The sequence below is a fragment of the Streptomyces sp. JLYT201 genome (genome assembly GCF_059448825.1).
Window position 1 is genome coordinate 628,710 of the sequence record NZ_CM182551.1, and the last position, 15,927, is coordinate 644,636.

12 protein-coding genes and 1 pseudogene are annotated in these 15,927 nt (G+C 74.8%); 9 read left to right on the forward strand and 4 right to left on the reverse strand.

Features of this window, described 5'->3' with window-relative positions; translation table 11 throughout:
• Window positions 1-12: 12 nt before the first annotated feature.
• Together AC5WAM_RS02635 and AC5WAM_RS02640 are read right to left on the reverse strand one after the other, a co-directional pair.
• Entirely contained in the window at window positions 13-426 is a 414-nt protein-coding gene (locus tag AC5WAM_RS02635; RefSeq protein WP_495521389.1) for a cupin, read from the reverse strand.
• Complete coding sequence (locus tag AC5WAM_RS02640) at window positions 423-1,937, reverse strand: MFS transporter (RefSeq protein WP_495521390.1); 1,515 nt, start codon at window positions 1,935-1,937, stop codon at window positions 423-425. Before AC5WAM_RS02640 ends, AC5WAM_RS02635 begins: the two co-directional genes overlap by 4 nt.
• A 57-nt stretch (window positions 1,938-1,994) precedes the next feature.
• Between AC5WAM_RS02640 and AC5WAM_RS02645 the strand changes: the two genes are divergently transcribed.
• Window positions 1,995-2,663, forward strand: coding sequence for a TetR/AcrR family transcriptional regulator (locus AC5WAM_RS02645; RefSeq protein WP_495521391.1), 669 nt, complete (start codon window positions 1,995-1,997; stop codon window positions 2,661-2,663).
• Window positions 2,664-2,693: 30 nt separating this feature from the next.
• Here AC5WAM_RS02645 and AC5WAM_RS02650 read toward each other — a convergent pair whose 3' ends face one another.
• Complete coding sequence (locus tag AC5WAM_RS02650) at window positions 2,694-2,891, reverse strand: hypothetical protein (protein ID WP_495521392.1); 198 nt, start codon at window positions 2,889-2,891, stop codon at window positions 2,694-2,696.
• Between the two features lie 193 nt (window positions 2,892-3,084).
• Here AC5WAM_RS02650 and AC5WAM_RS02655 point away from each other — a divergent pair, with 193 nt between their 5' ends.
• From AC5WAM_RS02655 to AC5WAM_RS02690, 8 genes and pseudogenes are all read left to right on the forward strand, one after another.
• Window positions 3,085-5,742: a hypothetical protein gene (locus AC5WAM_RS02655; protein ID WP_495521393.1), complete on the forward strand. Its 2,658-nt coding sequence runs from the start codon at window positions 3,085-3,087 to the stop codon at window positions 5,740-5,742.
• A 14-nt stretch (window positions 5,743-5,756) separates the two neighbouring features.
• A complete protein-coding gene (locus AC5WAM_RS02660) occupies window positions 5,757-9,251 on the forward strand; it encodes a hypothetical protein (RefSeq protein WP_495521394.1) in 3,495 nt (1,164 codons plus the stop codon).
• Window positions 9,252-9,256: 5 nt separating this feature from the next.
• Window positions 9,257-10,546 carry a hypothetical protein gene (locus AC5WAM_RS02665; protein WP_495521395.1) on the forward strand — a complete coding sequence of 430 codons (1,290 nt, stop codon included), beginning with the start codon at window positions 9,257-9,259 and terminating at the stop codon, window positions 10,544-10,546.
• A 278-nt stretch (window positions 10,547-10,824) separates the two neighbouring features.
• Window positions 10,825-10,953 carry a hypothetical protein gene (locus AC5WAM_RS02670; RefSeq protein ID WP_495521396.1) on the forward strand — a complete coding sequence of 43 codons (129 nt, stop codon included), beginning with the start codon at window positions 10,825-10,827 and terminating at the stop codon, window positions 10,951-10,953.
• 520 nt (window positions 10,954-11,473) lie between these two features.
• Window positions 11,474-11,884, forward strand: a complete 411-nt coding sequence (locus tag AC5WAM_RS02675; RefSeq protein WP_366790010.1) for a VOC family protein — start codon at window positions 11,474-11,476, stop codon at window positions 11,882-11,884.
• 31 nt (window positions 11,885-11,915) lie between these two features.
• Window positions 11,916-12,437: a helix-turn-helix transcriptional regulator gene (locus AC5WAM_RS02680; protein WP_495521397.1), complete on the forward strand. Its 522-nt coding sequence runs from the start codon at window positions 11,916-11,918 to the stop codon at window positions 12,435-12,437.
• A pseudogene (locus tag AC5WAM_RS02685) lies at window positions 12,437-13,101 on the forward strand (glyoxalase). The gene AC5WAM_RS02680 and the pseudogene AC5WAM_RS02685 overlap by 1 nt, the downstream one beginning before the upstream one ends.
• Window positions 13,102-13,162: 61 nt before the next feature.
• The gene (locus AC5WAM_RS02690; protein ID WP_495523491.1) at window positions 13,163-13,561 is read left to right on the forward strand and encodes a YdeI/OmpD-associated family protein; all 399 of its coding nucleotides are present in this window, start codon (window positions 13,163-13,165) and stop codon (window positions 13,559-13,561) included.
• Window positions 13,562-13,904: 343 nt separating this feature from the next.
• Here AC5WAM_RS02690 and AC5WAM_RS02695 read toward each other — a convergent pair whose 3' ends face one another.
• Complete coding sequence (locus tag AC5WAM_RS02695) at window positions 13,905-15,881, reverse strand: caspase family protein (RefSeq protein ID WP_495521398.1); 1,977 nt, start codon at window positions 15,879-15,881, stop codon at window positions 13,905-13,907.
• Window positions 15,882-15,927 lie beyond the last annotated feature (46 nt).

The window sequence follows — 15,927 nt, forward strand, 5'->3', positions numbered from 1 at the left end:
CCCACCCCGCTGTCAGCGAGTGTCGGTACGTCTTTCGAGGCGGGTGCCGTGGCGAAGGGTGATCGACATGAGGTCACTGGGGGCGTCCAGCTCCAGGCGGTGCCAGCGGCCACGGGGGACGATCACGGCGGTGCCTGGCCGCAACTGCACCATGTCCTCGGTGCCGTCGGGCCTGGTGGGACGGAGGTAGAGGCGTACGCCGCCGGTCAGGCAGCAGACCGCCTCATCGGCCTGTGGGTGCATCTCCCAGTGGTCGGCGTGCACGTCGGCATCGTTCTCTACGTGGAACGTCGCGAGCTGCCAGGCGCCCGGGTCGCTGCTCGCCATCCGCCGCTCGGCAGCTTTGACGTCGCCGTCGGGGTGGAGGTGCAGCGCCGAGGCGAACAGGTCGATGGGTGAGAGGGGTGAGAGGGGTGTCGTCGTCATGACGGCGTTCCTTCCAGTCGGTTCTCTGCTGGGGTGGCGGGTCGCGCCAGTCGGTTCTGTGCGGGGGCGGCGGGTCGTGGCAGTCGGTTCTCGGTGGGGGTGGCCGGGCGTGGCGCCGACGTTTCGGTCCGGTGGCGGGGCAGTACTCCGATCGCCACGGCCGCCGCGATCACGAAGAGGGCGGCGGCGATGCCCAGGCCCAGGGCGTAGCCCTCGTTGAGCGCGGCGGGGTGGGTGGCCGTGCCGGTGCGGTGTGCGGCGATGGTGACGAGCGCGGCCAGGCCGACGCAGCCGCCGAGCTGGCGGGAGCTGTTCATCAGGCCGGAGGCCATGCCGGCCTGGTGGGGGGCGACGCCGGTGGTCGCGGCGGCGACGATCGGGGCGATGACCAGTCCGACGCCGAGGCCGGTGACGAGGCAGGGGCCGAGCACGTCGGTGAGGAAGCTGCCCTCGGGGCTGATGCGGGCGAACCAGGCCAGGCCCGCGGCGGCGAGGAGGGCGCCGGGCACCAGTGCCGCACGGGGGGTGCGTGCCGCGGTGACGCGGGTCGCGATGACGCTGCCCGCGACCAGGCTTGCGGAGAAGGGCAGAAATGCGGCGCCGGTTGCTGCGGCCCCCATGCCCAGAACCTGCTGCATGTACAGGGACACGAAGTAGAACGCCGCGAACTGCCCGGCGGTGGAGAAGAAGACCAGCACGTTGGCGCCGGCGACCCAGCGGCTGCGGAGCAGGCCGAGCGTCAACAGCGGTGCGGCAGACCTGGATTCGGTGACGACGAAGGCGCCGAGGAGCACGGCCGCGGCGACGAGCATCGTCCACGTGGCCGGGGAGTTCCACCCTTGGGCGTCGGTGCGTACGACAGCAGTCACCAGCAGCCCGATTCCACCGGTGGCCAGGACGGCACCGAGCACGTCCAGCCTCTCGCGCCGGGCGGGACGCGCTTCGGCGGGCACGCCTGCGCGGACCAGCACGAGGGCCACCACGACGATGGGCAGATTGATCAGCATCACCCAGCGCCAGCCCGCGTACTGGGTCAGCAGCCCACCCGCCAGCACCCCCAGCGCTCCGCCTGCGGCGTTCACCCCGCTCCACACCCCGAGCGCGCGCACGCGCCGCGGGCCCTCGGGGAAGGTGACGGTGAGCATCGCCAGCGTGGCCGGGGTGGCCGCGGCGGCCCCCAGGCCCTGGCCTGCGCGCGCGGCGATCAGTTGCCAGGGGGCCTGGGCGAGCCCGCCCGCCAGTGAGCACAGCCCGAAGACGGCCAGGCCGAGCACGAACAGCCGTCGTCGGCCGTAGAGATCACATGCGCGGCCTCCCAGCAGCAGAAAGCCGCCGAGCGTGAGCGCGTAGACATGCACGACCCACGAGAGATCGAGCGGTGCGAATCCCAGCGCGGTGCGGATCTCGGGCAGGGCCACGTTGACCACGGACAGGTCCAGGGCGACGACGAACTGGGCGACGGCCACGGCTGCCAGCACCACTCCGGGTCGCCCTCGCAAGTTTTTATACATGTACGAAAACTAGCGTCAGAGGATCGGCGTTGTCGACACCTGGGGGATGATGGGGGCATGCCGCAACCGTCCGCACCGCGCAAAACCCCCGGCCGACCCCCTCGCATCTCCCGCGAGGAGGTCGTCACAACGGCCCGTCGGATCGTGGACGCGGAAGGCGTGGACCGGCTGACCATGCGGCGGCTGGCTACGGAGATCGGCAGTACGCCGATGGCGCTCTACCACCACGTCCGCAACAAGGAAGAACTGCTCGTCCTGTTGCTGGACGACTACGCCACGCGGACGCTGCACCGACCCGAACTGCCCGCTCGGCCCCGCGAGCGGATCATCGTCGCCGCCGCCACGATCCACGAGGCACTCGCCGCCTGCCCGTGGATCGTGGAGGTGCTGACCGCCGACGACCTGATGGCCACATCCGCCCTCTGGTTCGTCGAGCAGATCGTCGACGGCCTCGTCGCATGCGGCCTATCCCCCGAGCGGGCCGTACACGGCTACCGCGCGATCTGGTACTACACCGCCGGAGAGATCGTGGTCCGCGTGACAGCGGCCCGGCGGCGCACCGACGACGACCGGCCCACCTACCGGGAGCAGGTCTTCGCCGATCTCGACCCGAGCGAGCTGCCCCGCTTGGCGCAGGTCGCGGACCAGTGGTCACCACTGACCGCCGAGGACACCTACCTGGAGGGGCTCCGAGCCCTGGTGGACGGCCTCCTGACGCCCCGTTGACCTGCCTGTTCCGTTGCCCTGCTCGTCAGCTCATGGTGTGGTGCGGCGGCACGCCGAGCCGTACAACGCTCTCTTCGAGCGTTCCATGAGGTAGCAGACGACGGGGCGGCCCAGGCTCCAGGACGTGCGGCTGACGGTGCCTGTGGTCCAGCCCAGCTCGTCCGTGCCGAGGTAGGCGGCGGCGAAGGCCGTGAAGCGCTGTGTGCGCTGCTGGCGCGGCGTGGCCATAGCCCGAGGTGCCAGGTGGATGTCCCGCCAAGTACAACTCCGTGCGAATTCAGGGAAATTGGCACATCCTGTTGCCCAGCGGGGGCGTTTCGCGGGACATTGCCCTGAGCGCCGACCGCGGCGGGCTGGTCACGGTCCCCCAGGGGCCTGCGGCACCACGCGCGGGGGCGGCGCAGGGGGGAGGTCCGCTGTCATGGGCGCCAGCACGGACACGTACGCCCAGTGGGCGGTCGGCATGCTCGAGGCCCTGGAGCGCGCTCCGGCGCACGAGAGGGACGACACGGACGAGGGCGCCCTCGCCTCCCGGCGGGCGGAGTTCCGCTCGGCCGTCGCGCATCTGCTGGGCGAGGCGCGCGATCCGCTGTCGATCGGGATCGTCGGCGAGTTCAGCGCGGGCAAGTCGCTGCTGATCGAGGCGCTGCTCGGGATGCCGGGCCTCCTGTCGGTGAGCCACGTGCCGACCACGGGCAACGTGACGGCCATCCGCATCGACCAGTCCGGCGACGACGAGCCGGGGCCGACCCTCCAGGAACGCTCGGTCGTCTACTGCACGGCGCCCGAGACGACCGAGCTGATGGCGCATCTGCACCGCAGGATCGGGGAGTTGGCGGGCCTGGAAGGTCTTGGCGAGCGGGAGCTCGACGCGCTGCGCGCGGCGCGCCCGGGACCCGAGGGGTGGCAGCCGCTGGTCGACTGGTGTCATCGCCACGGCCGTGTCGCGCAGGGCTCCAAGATGACCGCGGTGGCCGCGGAGACCCTGCGCCTGCACGCCGCGTACGAAGAGGGCGCGCCGCTGCTCGGGCGGCGCTACGACCTGTCCGACGCACAGGCCAAGCGGGCCATGTCCCTTCCCGACGCGCCGGCGGACCCGGGCGGCGGCTGGGACCGGCGCGACGCGGTGGCGCCGGGCGGCCGGATCCCGGACGACGTGCTCGCCGCGTGCGTGCCGCTGATCAGGAAGATCGAGCTGCGGGTGCGGGTGCCGCGGGCCGTGTGGGACCTGGCGGACGTGGGCGCCCTCACGCTCCTCGACTTCCCCGGTCTGAACAGCCAGATGTCGGGTGAGCGGGACCGGTTCCTGAGCCGCCGCGAGCTGCGGGACATCCACACCGTGCTCGTCCTGATGAACGCCCAGCGCGGGCCCGTGGGCAGCGAGCAGGACTTCTTCGACATGCTGCGCGAGCCCACGGCGGACGGGCGCGAGCGCAGGTCGGACGAGGAGCTGCGGGAGAGCATCCTGGTCGCGGGCGGGCGCTTCGACCAGCTCCCGGTCGACGACCCGGCCGGGCTGCGGGCCGCGCTCCTGGACTCGCCCGAGCGGCTGACGGAGCGACGGCTGCTCGGCCAGCCGGACACCGCGATGCTCGACACCGTCGTCGAGGCCGCGCAGTCGCTGCTGCCCGCCGGGCAGCACAAGCAGCTCATCCTGGTCTCGCCCATGGTGGGCCTCGCCGCGCTGCGCGCCTCCGGCGCCCTCGGCGGCGAGGGGGCGGGCGGGGCGCGCGCCCGCGTGCGCGAGGCCGACGGCGGCGCCGGGCAGCCGGCGCTGACCGGTCTGTGGGCGCGCGTCGCCGACCGGCTCGAAGCCGATGCCCCGGGCAGCCAGCTGATCCGGGCGTTGCGGGAGTACGCCCGCGACGGCGGGCTGCGGCTGCTCCGCGGTGAACTCACCGGGCACGCCCGGGAGCACGGCGGCACCCTCAAGGCCGGCGCGGTGCGCCGCCGGGCCACAGCGGTGGACCGGGCCCGGCTCGCGCTGATCGCCGCGGAGCGCGCGGCGCACCCGGAGGTGGAGTACCCGCCCGCGTACCAGGAGATCCAGCGGACCCTGCACGCCACGCGGCAGGCGCTGGCCGCGCTGCGCGAGGTGCTGGTCCTGGAGCGGGCCACGGACGGGGCGCGCGGGGATGACGCGCTGCGCCGGTACCTGGTCGACGAGGCCGCCATGGCGGTGGCCGCGTGGCCGCAGTGGAAGGAGCTGTTCGCCGCGGTGGACCGGGAGCGGCACCTGGTCGTGGTGCCGCACGCCACCGAGGGCGACGCGGACTTCGCCCAGCACATCCAGGACGAGCTGGCGCTCCTCGGGCTCTTCCCCCAGGAGCCCGCCGCGGAGAGCGATCCGGCGCCCGGCATTCCGGATGGCCCCGAGGAGTTGCTGGTGGCGTTCCGCGCGTCCCACGAGGCGCTCCTGGCGCTCGTCCACGACCGGATCCGGGCCGCGTACGAGGAGCGGCTCGACGAGCACGCCGGGGTGCTGGAGGACCTGCGCCGCGGCTGGATCGAGATCACCGCCGAGGAGCAGCGGCGCGGGGGGCTGCCGCCGCCGCGCCGGGACCGGCTCGGCGCGCTGATCGCGACGACCAACCCGGAGTGGTACCGCGCCGAGCTGCGGCAGACGGTGCCTCCGCAGCCGGATCCGGCGGACGTCGACGCGGGCTTCCCGCTGCGCCTCGACCGCTGTTTCCCCTGGCATCCGGACCAGCCCGAGGACCGCGATCCGCTGGAGCGCCACGTCGTGCACGTCGTCCGGATGCGGCGCGAGCTGGTGGCCGCGCTCGTGGATCTGGTGCACGGCCATCTGGCCGCGCACCAGGCGGAGTTCGCGCGGCAGGCGGGCAAGGCCCTGGCGCAGGGCGAGCGGTTCGTGAACGCCACGGACACGCCCGAGCTGCTCCTGTCCGGGCTGCGGGCCGAGGGCCCGGCCCAGGGTGCCGCGCCCCTCGACCTGGCCGGGCGCCTGGAAGCGATGCCCCTGCCCCGGCCGTCACCGCACTCCGGGGCGCCCCAGGGCGCGCGAGTGTCCACCGTCAAGAGCCCCGCCACACCGTCCGACGCCACGCGCAAGGCCTGATCCACGGAGACGCCATGGGACTGCACGCCCGTTTCGTAGCCTCGGGGCCGTCCTGTGTGGCGGACGCCCGCGGCGGCGGATTCACCCTGCTCGGCCCGCTGTCGGCCGTCCAGCTGCCCGATGTGGAGCTGCGGCCGACCGGCGGCGGTGTCGTCGTCAGCAAGGCCGAGGTGCTGCACACGGATCCCGGCCTTCCGGCGCTGGACGCCGCCGCGCTCGACGGGGCGTTCCGCTCCGTGGAGGGCCAGGTCGTCCAGGCGCCGACGACCGTACGGGCACGCGGTCCCGTGGCGCTGGCCGGGCCGCCGGGCGTGACCGCGCTGCCGCTGGTCGTCCGCTTCACGCACCACGAGATCAATCCGGTCACCGGACGTCCCGTCGACACCACCCACGCCACCACCGAACTCGCCACCACCCTCCGGCTGGACATGGCCATGTCCCCGCCCGTCCCGTCGGCCCCGCCGGTCTCCCGGGCCGCTCCGGCGCAGGACTCCGGTTCCGGGCAGTGGTACGACGCCACTCTGTGGTCGCGCCCGGCCGGGGGCACCCCCGCGCACGCGGCGCCCGGGCCTGCCCGGAGCACGCCGCCCGCCCCCGCGCCCGGTGCCCGCCGGGTCCCGGACGGCGCCGTGCGGCACTTCGGCTTCGCGGCGGTGGACTTCGGCACCACGAACTCCACGGTCACCGTCCACGACATGCGCCAGCTCGACGTGCGCGCCATGTCGCGGCACCAGGAGGCGCGGCTGCGCGAGGAGTTGCGGAAGCTCCTCACCGATCCGGACGCGTGCGGCGGCGAGCGGGCGCAGTGGCGCGAGCTGCTCACCGACGTCGCCCGGCAGTACCTCACGGACGGCGACGCTCCGCGCCCCGGGGCGGACGGCGGTCAGGCGCTCGCCGACGCCCTGGAGAGCGGCCACGGCGGCGACGGCTGGGTGCACGCGCTGTACACCGCGCTCGAACTGCGGGTCGCGTCCCGGGACGAGCGGCTGCGCCGGGCGGCGACCCCGCTCCTGCACCAGTGCTACCACCGGGCCTTCGACGTGCTGCCGCTCGATGTGCTCAGGCTGTTCCCCGTGGACCTCGACCAGTCGGGCACCACGGAGCTGGCCAGCCGCATCGAGGTCGTCGCCACCGATCCGGAGCTGCGGGTGCGCATGGGTCCGGAGCGGATCCCGGTGGGGGGCCTGCCCACGGGCGGGGCCCAGTCGCACCGGGGCGTCAAGCAATATCTGGGCCGCGACCACGTGATGCCGGGCCTTGAGCCCTTCACGGCCGACGACCTGATCCGCGAGGGCCTGCGCTATCTGCTCGACCAGACCGACGAATACCTCGCCGCCAACCCCAAGGAGTTCCACCAGGGCAGGCTCGATCACGTCGTCATGACGTACCCGACGGTGGCACCGCCAGCGGTGCGCCGCAGGCTGCGGGAGCTGGTCGGGGCGGGGGCGGGCGGCGCGGGCGACGGGCTCGGCGTCACGCTGGTGGACACCCAGTTCGACGAGGCGGTGGCGGCCGCGCTGTTCTTCATCATGCGGGACTTCGGCGGTGACTTCGTAGCCGGTGTCGAGGCGTTCCGGGCGCGCTGCCGTCCGCTGCCCGGCACGGACCGGGCCTGGCAGCAGAACGTCCTCGTCATCGACATCGGCGGGGGCACCACGGACCTCGCCCTGATCAATCTGCGGCTCAAGGACGCGACCCCTGACCCGGTGCCCGGCCAGGATCCCCGGTTCACCGGCCGCCTGTACGTCCTCACGCCCACGCTGCTCGGCTCCACCGGGCACCTCCAGCTGGGCGGCGACCTGATGACGCTGCGCCTCTTCCGCTGGTACAAGGCGGCCTTCGCCGACCATCTGCTCACCAGTCAGCCGGAGCGCTTCGAGCACGTCGTGGGCTCGCTCAAGGGCCCGTACGCCGTGGACGGCCGCTATGTGCCGCGGACCCTGCTCGACCGCGACCCCGAGATGGAGGGCTATCCGGCGGACCTGGTGGACCGCGTGGTGCCGACGCGCTGGAGCGCCGAGACCGTGGTGACGGTCTCCCGGGAGGACGCGGAGCAGACGTTCTGGCTGCTGTGGGAGCTCGCCGAGGACGCCAAGTTCCGGCTCGGCGCGGGCGAGGCCGCGTACCGGCCGCTGCCGGAGACGCTGGAGGTGCTCCTGGGGCGGCTCGGGGCGGCGGGCGCGCACGGGGAGGGGGGCGGCGCGTGGGCGCCGGTGCTCGACGCCGCGACGTTCGCGGGGCTCCTCGCACCGGACCTCGAGGGGATCATGGACCTCGTGGTCGCCCTCACGAAGAACATCGTGACGGGCACCGAGCTCGACCGGATCTTCCTCACCGGCAAGAGCAGCCGGATGCCGCTGGTGCGCCACACCTTGGAGCGGCGGCTGCGGCGGGAGAGGGAGGTCCGCTGGAACCCGGCGGGCATCGCCGTGGAGGAGGAGTACGGCAAGAAGGCGACGTCCATCGGGGCCTGCTGGGGCCACCACGTGCGCCGCTTCGCGCACTCCGTGCGCAACGCCCAGGGCGTCCTCGGCCGCGGCCGCTATGTGCTGCGCATCGAGGTGGACAACCTCAGCTACTACCTGCCGTGCGACTTCGGGCCGACGTACCAGCTGGCGGCCAACGACCCCACGCACGCCCTGCTCCAGGTCGGCGCGCGGCTGAGCCCCATCGGCCCCGGCGGCACCTGGGCCGTGCGCAGCAAGTGGCAGAGCCTGCCCGCGAGCCTGCGCATCCACCGCAACATCGGCACCGGCTGGAAGGAGTGGGGCGCCTTCGACCCGGACGCCTGGGTGCGCCTCGAGGAGCCCGGCTTCCGCCTGAACATGGCGGAGTGGACCCGCGAGGCGACGTTCCAGGTGGAGGTGAACGCCGATCTCGACCTGGCCGTGCATCTCTCGCGCGGCGCGCCGCAGTACGAGGTGGACGGACCGGCCCCGGTCCAGCTCGACCTCGGCGGCGCCGGAGGCGAGTGGGTGCCGGTCGAGATCGTCGCCGACAACCGCGTGGCCGGGGACCGTCCGGACAAGGGCGTGGTCGTGTTCAGCCTGCCGCGGGACCCGCGCCGTCCCGGCTCGGCGGGGGGCGAGGCGCCGCGCTTCGACCAGGTCTTCCGGGTGCCGGGCGCGGGCCCGGGCGCGCGGGCGACACGGGGCATGACGAGCGGCCCGCTCGGCCCGCCCCCGCACGACGGCTGGTCGTTCTACCTGCGCTACCCCGGCGAGCCCGACCGGAAGTGGGACCTGCTCGGCGTCGTGCCGGTGCCCGGGCGGAGCGGCGCCGAGGGGGCGTACGGCACGGAAGGGGCGGAGGCCGAGGAAGGAGTCCCGTACGTGGCGACGCTCGACGAGCAGGGGCGGCTGCGGGTGCACCGGGCGCCGGTGCCGTACTGGAGGGCCGACTCGCTCGCCGGGATGTGGGGCGCGCCGGGTTCGGTGTTCCGGGTGGACATGAGCGACACGAAGGCCTCGTACATCGCCGAGCGCGACCCGTTCAACGGCGGGCACTGACCGCCGTGGACGCGCTGCGCAGGCTCAGCCGACTGCCCGATTCGCATCTGGCGGCGCTGGCGCGGGCCCATCTGGCGGGCCTGCGGGCCGCGTTGGGCGTGGCCTTGGAGGCGCTGCCCGACGACGCGGGCGCGCGGGAGTGCAGGGCCGCACTCGCTGAGGTGGCGGCGGCGCTGGCACCGGAGGGGGCGGTCGGCTCGTCCCCGGGGCGGGCCCCTGCATCCGACGAAGCCGCGTCAGCCACCGAAGCCACGGGGGCCGCCGCCGTAGCCGCGGAGTCCGACGAGAGCACCCCGCCGATGGGCACGCCCGTCCCGGTCACGCGGGAGCCGGTCACCTCGGTGCCCCCGGGGCCGGTGGCGCGGCCCTCCCCGAGCGTCCCGGCCGTCGACCCCGAGCTGGCCGCCCTGGCCGCGGAGTTGACGTGCAGCCAGGAGAGCGCCTCCTTCCTCGGCCCGCTCGCCGTGCCCGGGGACGCCGACACGGCCGCGCTGTGGCGGTGGTTCCAGCTGACGCTGCTGCGCCTGCCGGGGGCGTACGCGACGCGGTGGCGCGCGCGGGCGGACCAGTTGGCGGTGGCGGCGCGGGACGCGACCGAGGAGCGGTGGGACGAGTGGCGGGCGCTCGACGGCGTCGAGGTCCTCCTGCCGCCCCTGCCCCGGGCGGGGGTCACGGGTGTGCGTCTCGGCGCGACGGGGTCCCTGGCGCCCTGGGCGGTGGCCGCCGCGGACGGCGACCACGGCGCGCCCGGGGCCGTCGGTGAGCTGCGGTCGCCACTCGCCGTCGGCGTCGTCCTCGCGGGCTGGGTGACCGAGCTGACCTGCCTGGACGTCCAGTTGCACCACTGTCTGGAGAGCGTGACGCGCCGGGGCGTGGCGCCGCTGTGCGACGCCGAGCACCGCGCGGCCTACCGGCTGGAGCTCGCCCAGCGGCTCGGGCGCCTGGCCCGGCAGCCGCCGGGCTCCCCGGAGGAGCTGCGGGCCGCCCTCGCGGTGGACGAGGCGCTGTGCTCGGTCCTGCACCTGCCGCCCGCCGCGCCGGGCAGCTGGTGGGCGCGGGTCGCCGAGGCGTCCCAGCGGGCCGTGCTCGAACTGCGGCGCCGGGTGCGGGACAGCGGCGCCGACGTCGCCGTGCAGGTGCTCGCCCCGACCTATCGCGAGGCGCGCCGCCGCACCGGGGGCAACGACATCCCCCTGGACGCGGGCGGGCGCAAGGGCCAGGTGCTCGCCGGGCTGCGGCTGTGGGCGCACGTCGACGGCCGCGAGCTGCCGGGCCGGGCGGTGTACCGGGCATGAGGCGACCGCGGCGCGGCGGGCCCGAGGGGGCGCACGGCACGAACGACGGGCCCGCAGGCAGCGCGGCATGAGCTTCACGCCGGGCCGCCCCGCGCGCCGACCGACGAAGACCGCGTCCGCGGATGCGGTGCGGGACCCGGCCACGGCGTTCGCGGAACCGGAGCCGGCCGGGGATGTCCTCGACCTCAACCGGCTCGGCATGCCGCGCACCAGCTCCGGGCGGAGCGCGGGGGTGTTCCGGCTGCTCGGGGCCGCGCGGCGCCCACGCGGCGCGCTGCATGACGCGGCCGCCCGCCGCGGGCGCCCAGCGCTACGACGCGCTGAGCAGCTACCTCCAGGGCCGCGCCTGCCCCGGGCTGACCCCGGCGACGTGGCTGGAGCGGGGCATCCGCATGGACGGCACCTGATGGCCGGTGGTCCTGATGCCCTGGGTGCCCGGGGACACCCTTTCCTGGTGGGCGACGAGCTGCGGCTCCAGCGGGTCGACCTGGACGGGGTGTGGGTGCGGGTCGGGCAGGAGTGGCCGCGCGCCGACGCCGGTCACCCCGGCTACCGCCACCCCAAGGAGGACGGCGGGCTGCGCGGTGTGCGCCCGGACGCCTTCCCCGCCTCCGTCGTCTTCCTGTCGACGCTGGCCGTGGCCACGGACCCGGGCCCGTGGAAGCTGCGCGCCCAGGAGAACCTGATCTTCCGCGCTGCCGACTTCGCCCGCCGCGCGGCACTCCCCTGTGGGACCGCCTCGCCTGCTCCCCCGACCCTCACGTGGCGGCCCTGGCCGCCCGCCTCGCCACCGACTGCGATCGCGCCCCCGGCAGGCGGGCGCTCCGGAGGAACTGGTGTCCGGCCTGCACCCGTGGCGTCCGGGGATGTCCGGATCGATCAGGAATCGAGAAGCGCGCTCACGGAGCCGCGTCTAGCCTGCTCGTCATGGACATCACCATTCACACGGTTGCTCTTCCGCACGACGACCCGGACGCGTCGCTCGCCTTCTACCGCGACGTCCTCGGCTTCGAGGTCCGCAGCGATGTCGGGCAGGGCAGGATGCGCTGGATCACGGTCGGCCCGGCCGGTCAGCCGGGCACGTCGATCCTGCTGGCGCCGCCCGCTGCCGACCCCGGCATCACCGAGGACGAGCGCCGCACGATCACCGAGATGATGGCCAAGGGCACCTACGGCTGGATCCTGCTGGCCACCCCGGACCTCGACGGCACGTTCGAGAAGGTGCAGGCCGGTGACACCGAGGTCGTCCAGGAGCCGACCGAGCAGCCGTACGGCGTCCGCGACTGCGCGTTCCGCGACCCCGCGGGCAATCTGATCCGGATCCAGGAGCTGCGCTGAGCCGTGCGGGTGTCGACGAAGGGGGGATCCCATGTGTAAGCCCGAATGGCGGCGTGCGCGGGTCCAGGCCCAGCGCCTGGCCGAGCTCGCGCGGCTGCGCCGCGTCCGCGACCGGATCGACAGGGAGTACGCGCGCCCGCTGAACGTGGAGGCGCTCGCTCATGCCGTGAACATGCCCGCCGGGCAGCTGAGCCGCCAGTTCCGGGCCGCGTACGGCGAGTCGCCGTACGCGTACCTGATGACGCGTCGCGTCGAGCGGGCGGCGGCGCTGCTGCGGCGGGGCGACCACGGCGTCACCGAGGTCCGCCGCGCGGTCGGCTGCGCGTCCCTCGGCACGTTCACCACCCGCTTCACCGAGCTGGTCGGCGTGCCGCCCGCGGCCTTCCGGTGCCGGGCGGCGGACGCGGCGGCCGACCCTGCCGACGCCGCGGGCACGACCCGCGACGCGGGGGCGGCGATCGACGTGGAGGGGATGCCGGCGTGCGTGGCGAAGCAGGTCGCACGACCGGTCAGGATTCGAGAAGCCCCGGCCCCCGTACAGCCCCTAGCGTGATGGCCATGGCAACCACCACGCCCACCGCAGCCCACACGTCCCTCACGTCCGTCACCCTCGAGGTGGCCGACGTCGAGGCCGCTCACCGCTTCTACGGCGCCTTCGGCGTGGACGCGTACATACGCCTGCGGGCGTCCGCGGCGCACTCCACCGGATTCCGCGGCTTCACCCTGGGGCTCACGGTGTCCGGGCCCGCCACCGTCGACGGCTTCTTCGGCGCCGCCGTGGACGCCGGGGCCACGGTCCTCAAGCCCGCCGCGAAGTCGCTGTGGGGCTACAGCGGCGTCGTCCGGGCCCCGGACGGGACGATCTGGAAGATCGCGACCTCGGCGAAGAAGGACACCGGCCCCGACACCCGCCGGATCGACGAGGTCGTCCTCCTCCTCGGTGTCGAGGCCGTGAAGGCCACCAAGCAGTTCTACGCGGACCGGGGCCTGACCGTGGCCAAGAGCGTCGGCGGCAAGTACGTCGAGTTCGCCCCCGGCAGGTCGGCGCCGTCAAGCTGGCGCTGTACAAGCGCCGTGCCCTGGCCAAGGACCTCGGCGTGCCCGTCGACGGCGCCGGCTCGCACCGCGTCGTCATCGGCGGCACCGCCGGCGCCTTCACCGACCCGGACGGGTTCGCCTGGGAGGCCGCCGCGCCGCACGCCCCCATGCCGTCCTGAACGACAGAACGACAGAAGGAAGACCATGAAGTTTCGGACCCACGTCGAGCCGCCCGAGCCCATGCGGGGCCTGGAAGTGCCGCCCGAGGTGGTGGCAGCGCTCGGCGGAGGCGCCCGGCCACCGGTGACGATCACGGTCAACGGGCACTCCTGGCAGAGCCGGGTCGCCATCCTGCGCGGCCGCCACCTGCTCGGCCTCAGCAACGCCAACCGGCAGGCCGCGGGCGTCGCGATCGGCGAGGAGGTCGAGGTCGACGTCGCGCTCGACACCCGGCCGCGCGTCGTCGTCGAACCCCCGGACTTCGCCCGGGCCCTGGACGACGACCCCGTCGCCCGCGCCGCGTACGACAACCTCACCCACAGCCGCAAGCGCGAACACGTGCGTGCCATCGAGAGCGCGAAGAGGCCCGACACGCGCCAGCGGCGCATCGAGAAGGCCATCGCCACCCTGCGGGGCTGACCACCAGGAAGCGCCTCGCCGCCACAGGGCCCGCACCTTCGCCGTGAGGTCCGCCTCGTCGCACCGGCGCAGGAAGCGCCACACGTGCGGGCCGTGCTCCCGGTGCCGGGCCGCCCAGCGCTTGAGCACCTTGCGCGCGTACTGGAGCGCCGCGCACATCGGTGTCGAGCCGTGCCAGACCGGGTCGAGCCCCACCATGCTCCGGCGGCCGACCGGGCGGTAGCGGCCCTCGCCGTCCGGGAGGAGCTTCTCGCGGGTCTCCACGCGCGCGTGGCGCGGCACATGGGCGCGCGGCACAAGCGGTCGCGGCCGTCGCCCTCGATGCGCTGTTGGTAGGGCACGGTCACCTTCCGGCGTCCGGGTCGTGGGCGGGCCGGCCGGGGCGGCGCCCGTGGTGCAGGAGGAGGTCGCAGCGCGTGACGCGGTAGCGCACCCCGGGCTCCGCGGTCCCGGGCGGCCGGGCGTCGCGGACGCCGGTGAGGAGGTCGTCGACCAGCCGCTGGAGGGCCGAACCGCCGGGCCCGCGCCGGGCGATGCCCCGCTGGGCGAGCCGCGTCAGGTCCTGCGGGCGGTCGGTGACGACGGCGACGAGGGTCTCGGGGCGCGGCGCGCCGCGGGGCAGGCCGTCGGGCCAGTACAGCTCGATGCCCGCGAGGCGGTGGCTGCCGGGGAGCCGGAACAGCTCGTAGTGGTCGCCGGGGTCGAGGCCGACGCCCGCGGGCTCGGTGGTGGTGAGCTGGGTGACGGCCCCGCGCAGGCCGATGTCGAACACGGAGACGTAGCGGCGTTCGACGGCCCGGTTGTGGAGGTGGACGACGATCTCGTCCCCGTGGAAGGCAGGGAAGGCAGGCAAGGCCTGGAAGGCGTCGGCGCCGCCGCGGTCCAGGGGCTGTTGGGTGTCGTCGGCGCACAGCAGCGCGTAGTGGAAGGTGACGTCGTCGGGCAGCGCGGCCGGGCCCGTGCCGGAGGCCAGGGCGCGGACGTGGGCGGCCCGGGCGAGCTGCTGGAGGTCCAGGGTGAGGGAGTCGAGCGCGGTGTCGGTGGTGGGGGTGGCGGCGGAGCGCAGCGGCTCGCCCTCGGCGTCGGCCAGGCACAGCCCGTCGGCGGTGAGCGTGAGGATGGCCAGGGCGGGCTCGTCGCTGCGGGCGGTCCGCACGTGGGCGCAGGCGTTGAGCCGCGCGGCCACACGGGCGTGGTCGGGGTGGTCCGCGGGCGTCAGGAGGACGGGGCGGCGGCCCAAGGAGACGTGCAGCGGGTGTGCCTCGGTGCCCGGTGGGGGGCGGGTCGCGCTGCCCGCTGCCCGGTCGGCCGCGCCTTCGCTCTGGATGCGCAGCCGTGCCGTCCCGGCCTCCACGCGGTCCACCGCGGCGGTGGTGAGGGGCCGTTCCGGGTCGCCGCCCGGGGGCACCAGCGCGTACCGGTCGCCGATGGCGATGCCGAACAGCTCCGCGCCGGTCAGATACGCCCCGACCCGGTCGAAGCCCACCGGGAGCACGCCGGTGGCCCGCTGCTCGGCGGTGTCGAACAGGAGCCGGTCCGCGGGCCCTTCGACCTCCGGCCGCTGGAAGGGGACGACGTCGAGGACGGCGGGCCGCAGCAGGCCCAGCAGGGTGCGCCAGGTCAGCCGGTCGGCGCCGGGGGCGCGCAGCAGCCGGGCGAGGCTCGCGGTGAGCAGGCCGCGCGGGCCCTCGAAGCCGGGCAGCTCGACTTCGTAGGCGCTGGCGTCGGGTTCGCAGGCCACGAGACGTACGACGGACGGGTTCGACTCGGCGGCGGGGCGGCCCGTGCGGGGCGGAGCGGCCCGCACGGCCGTCCGCCAGGCCCCGTACACCGTCGCCCAGTCGCGGCCGTCCGTACGGGCCTTGGGGACCTGTCGGGCGGTGCGGGCCATGCGGGCGGAGTGGCAGCTGTCGATGATGGTCGTGACGTTCGCGGTGCGGGCGCTCAACTCGTCCTGCAGCAGGCTCAGCTCATCGGCGAACAGGCCCCGGAACGGGCCGTGCGGGCCGGGCTCGTCGATGTCGGTGGGGCACAGGTACCGCAGGCGGTCGGGGCGCCCCGGGGCGGCGGGCGCGGAGCGGGGAGCGCGCGCCTGGCCGCCGTGGCCCGAGTAGTAGACGACGACGGCGTCCCCGGCCTCGGTGGCGTCGACGAGCGCGCGGTAGGCCTCGATGAGGCCGCGCCGGGTCGCGCGTCGCCCGGTGGCCCGGGTCACCTCGAAGCCGAGGGGCGTGAGGGTGTCCGCCATCAGCGCGACATCGGCCTCCACGCCGCGGAGCACTCCGGTGCGGCAGCCGATGAGCAGTGCCCGTTGACGCATCGCAGCCCCCCGTGACGCGCGCCGTGGCAGCCAGGATGGCACGGCG

What these genes read in the sequence shown, in the direction of transcription:
- AC5WAM_RS02635 (WP_495521389.1), bottom strand. Translation starts at nt 426, where the DNA reads ATGACGACGACACCCCTCTCACCCCTCTCACCCATCGACCTGTTCGCC.
- AC5WAM_RS02640 (WP_495521390.1), bottom strand. Translation starts at nt 1,937, where the DNA reads ATGTATAAAAACTTGCGAGGGCGACCCGGAGTGGTGCTGGCAGCCGTG.
- AC5WAM_RS02645 (WP_495521391.1), top strand. Translation starts at nt 1,995, where the DNA reads ATGCCGCAACCGTCCGCACCGCGCAAAACCCCCGGCCGACCCCCTCGC.
- AC5WAM_RS02650 (WP_495521392.1), bottom strand. Translation starts at nt 2,891, where the DNA reads ATGGCCACGCCGCGCCAGCAGCGCACACAGCGCTTCACGGCCTTCGCC.
- AC5WAM_RS02655 (WP_495521393.1), top strand. Translation starts at nt 3,085, where the DNA reads ATGGGCGCCAGCACGGACACGTACGCCCAGTGGGCGGTCGGCATGCTC.
- AC5WAM_RS02660 (WP_495521394.1), top strand. Translation starts at nt 5,757, where the DNA reads ATGGGACTGCACGCCCGTTTCGTAGCCTCGGGGCCGTCCTGTGTGGCG.
- AC5WAM_RS02670 (WP_495521396.1), top strand. Translation starts at nt 10,825, where the DNA reads ATGACGCGGCCGCCCGCCGCGGGCGCCCAGCGCTACGACGCGCTGAGC.
- AC5WAM_RS02675 (WP_366790010.1), top strand. Translation starts at nt 11,474, where the DNA reads ATGGACATCACCATTCACACGGTTGCTCTTCCGCACGACGACCCGGAC.
- AC5WAM_RS02680 (WP_495521397.1), top strand. Translation starts at nt 11,916, where the DNA reads ATGTGTAAGCCCGAATGGCGGCGTGCGCGGGTCCAGGCCCAGCGCCTG.
- AC5WAM_RS02690 (WP_495523491.1), top strand. Translation starts at nt 13,163, where the DNA reads ATGCGGGGCCTGGAAGTGCCGCCCGAGGTGGTGGCAGCGCTCGGCGGA.
- AC5WAM_RS02695 (WP_495521398.1), bottom strand. Translation starts at nt 15,881, where the DNA reads ATGCGTCAACGGGCACTGCTCATCGGCTGCCGCACCGGAGTGCTCCGC.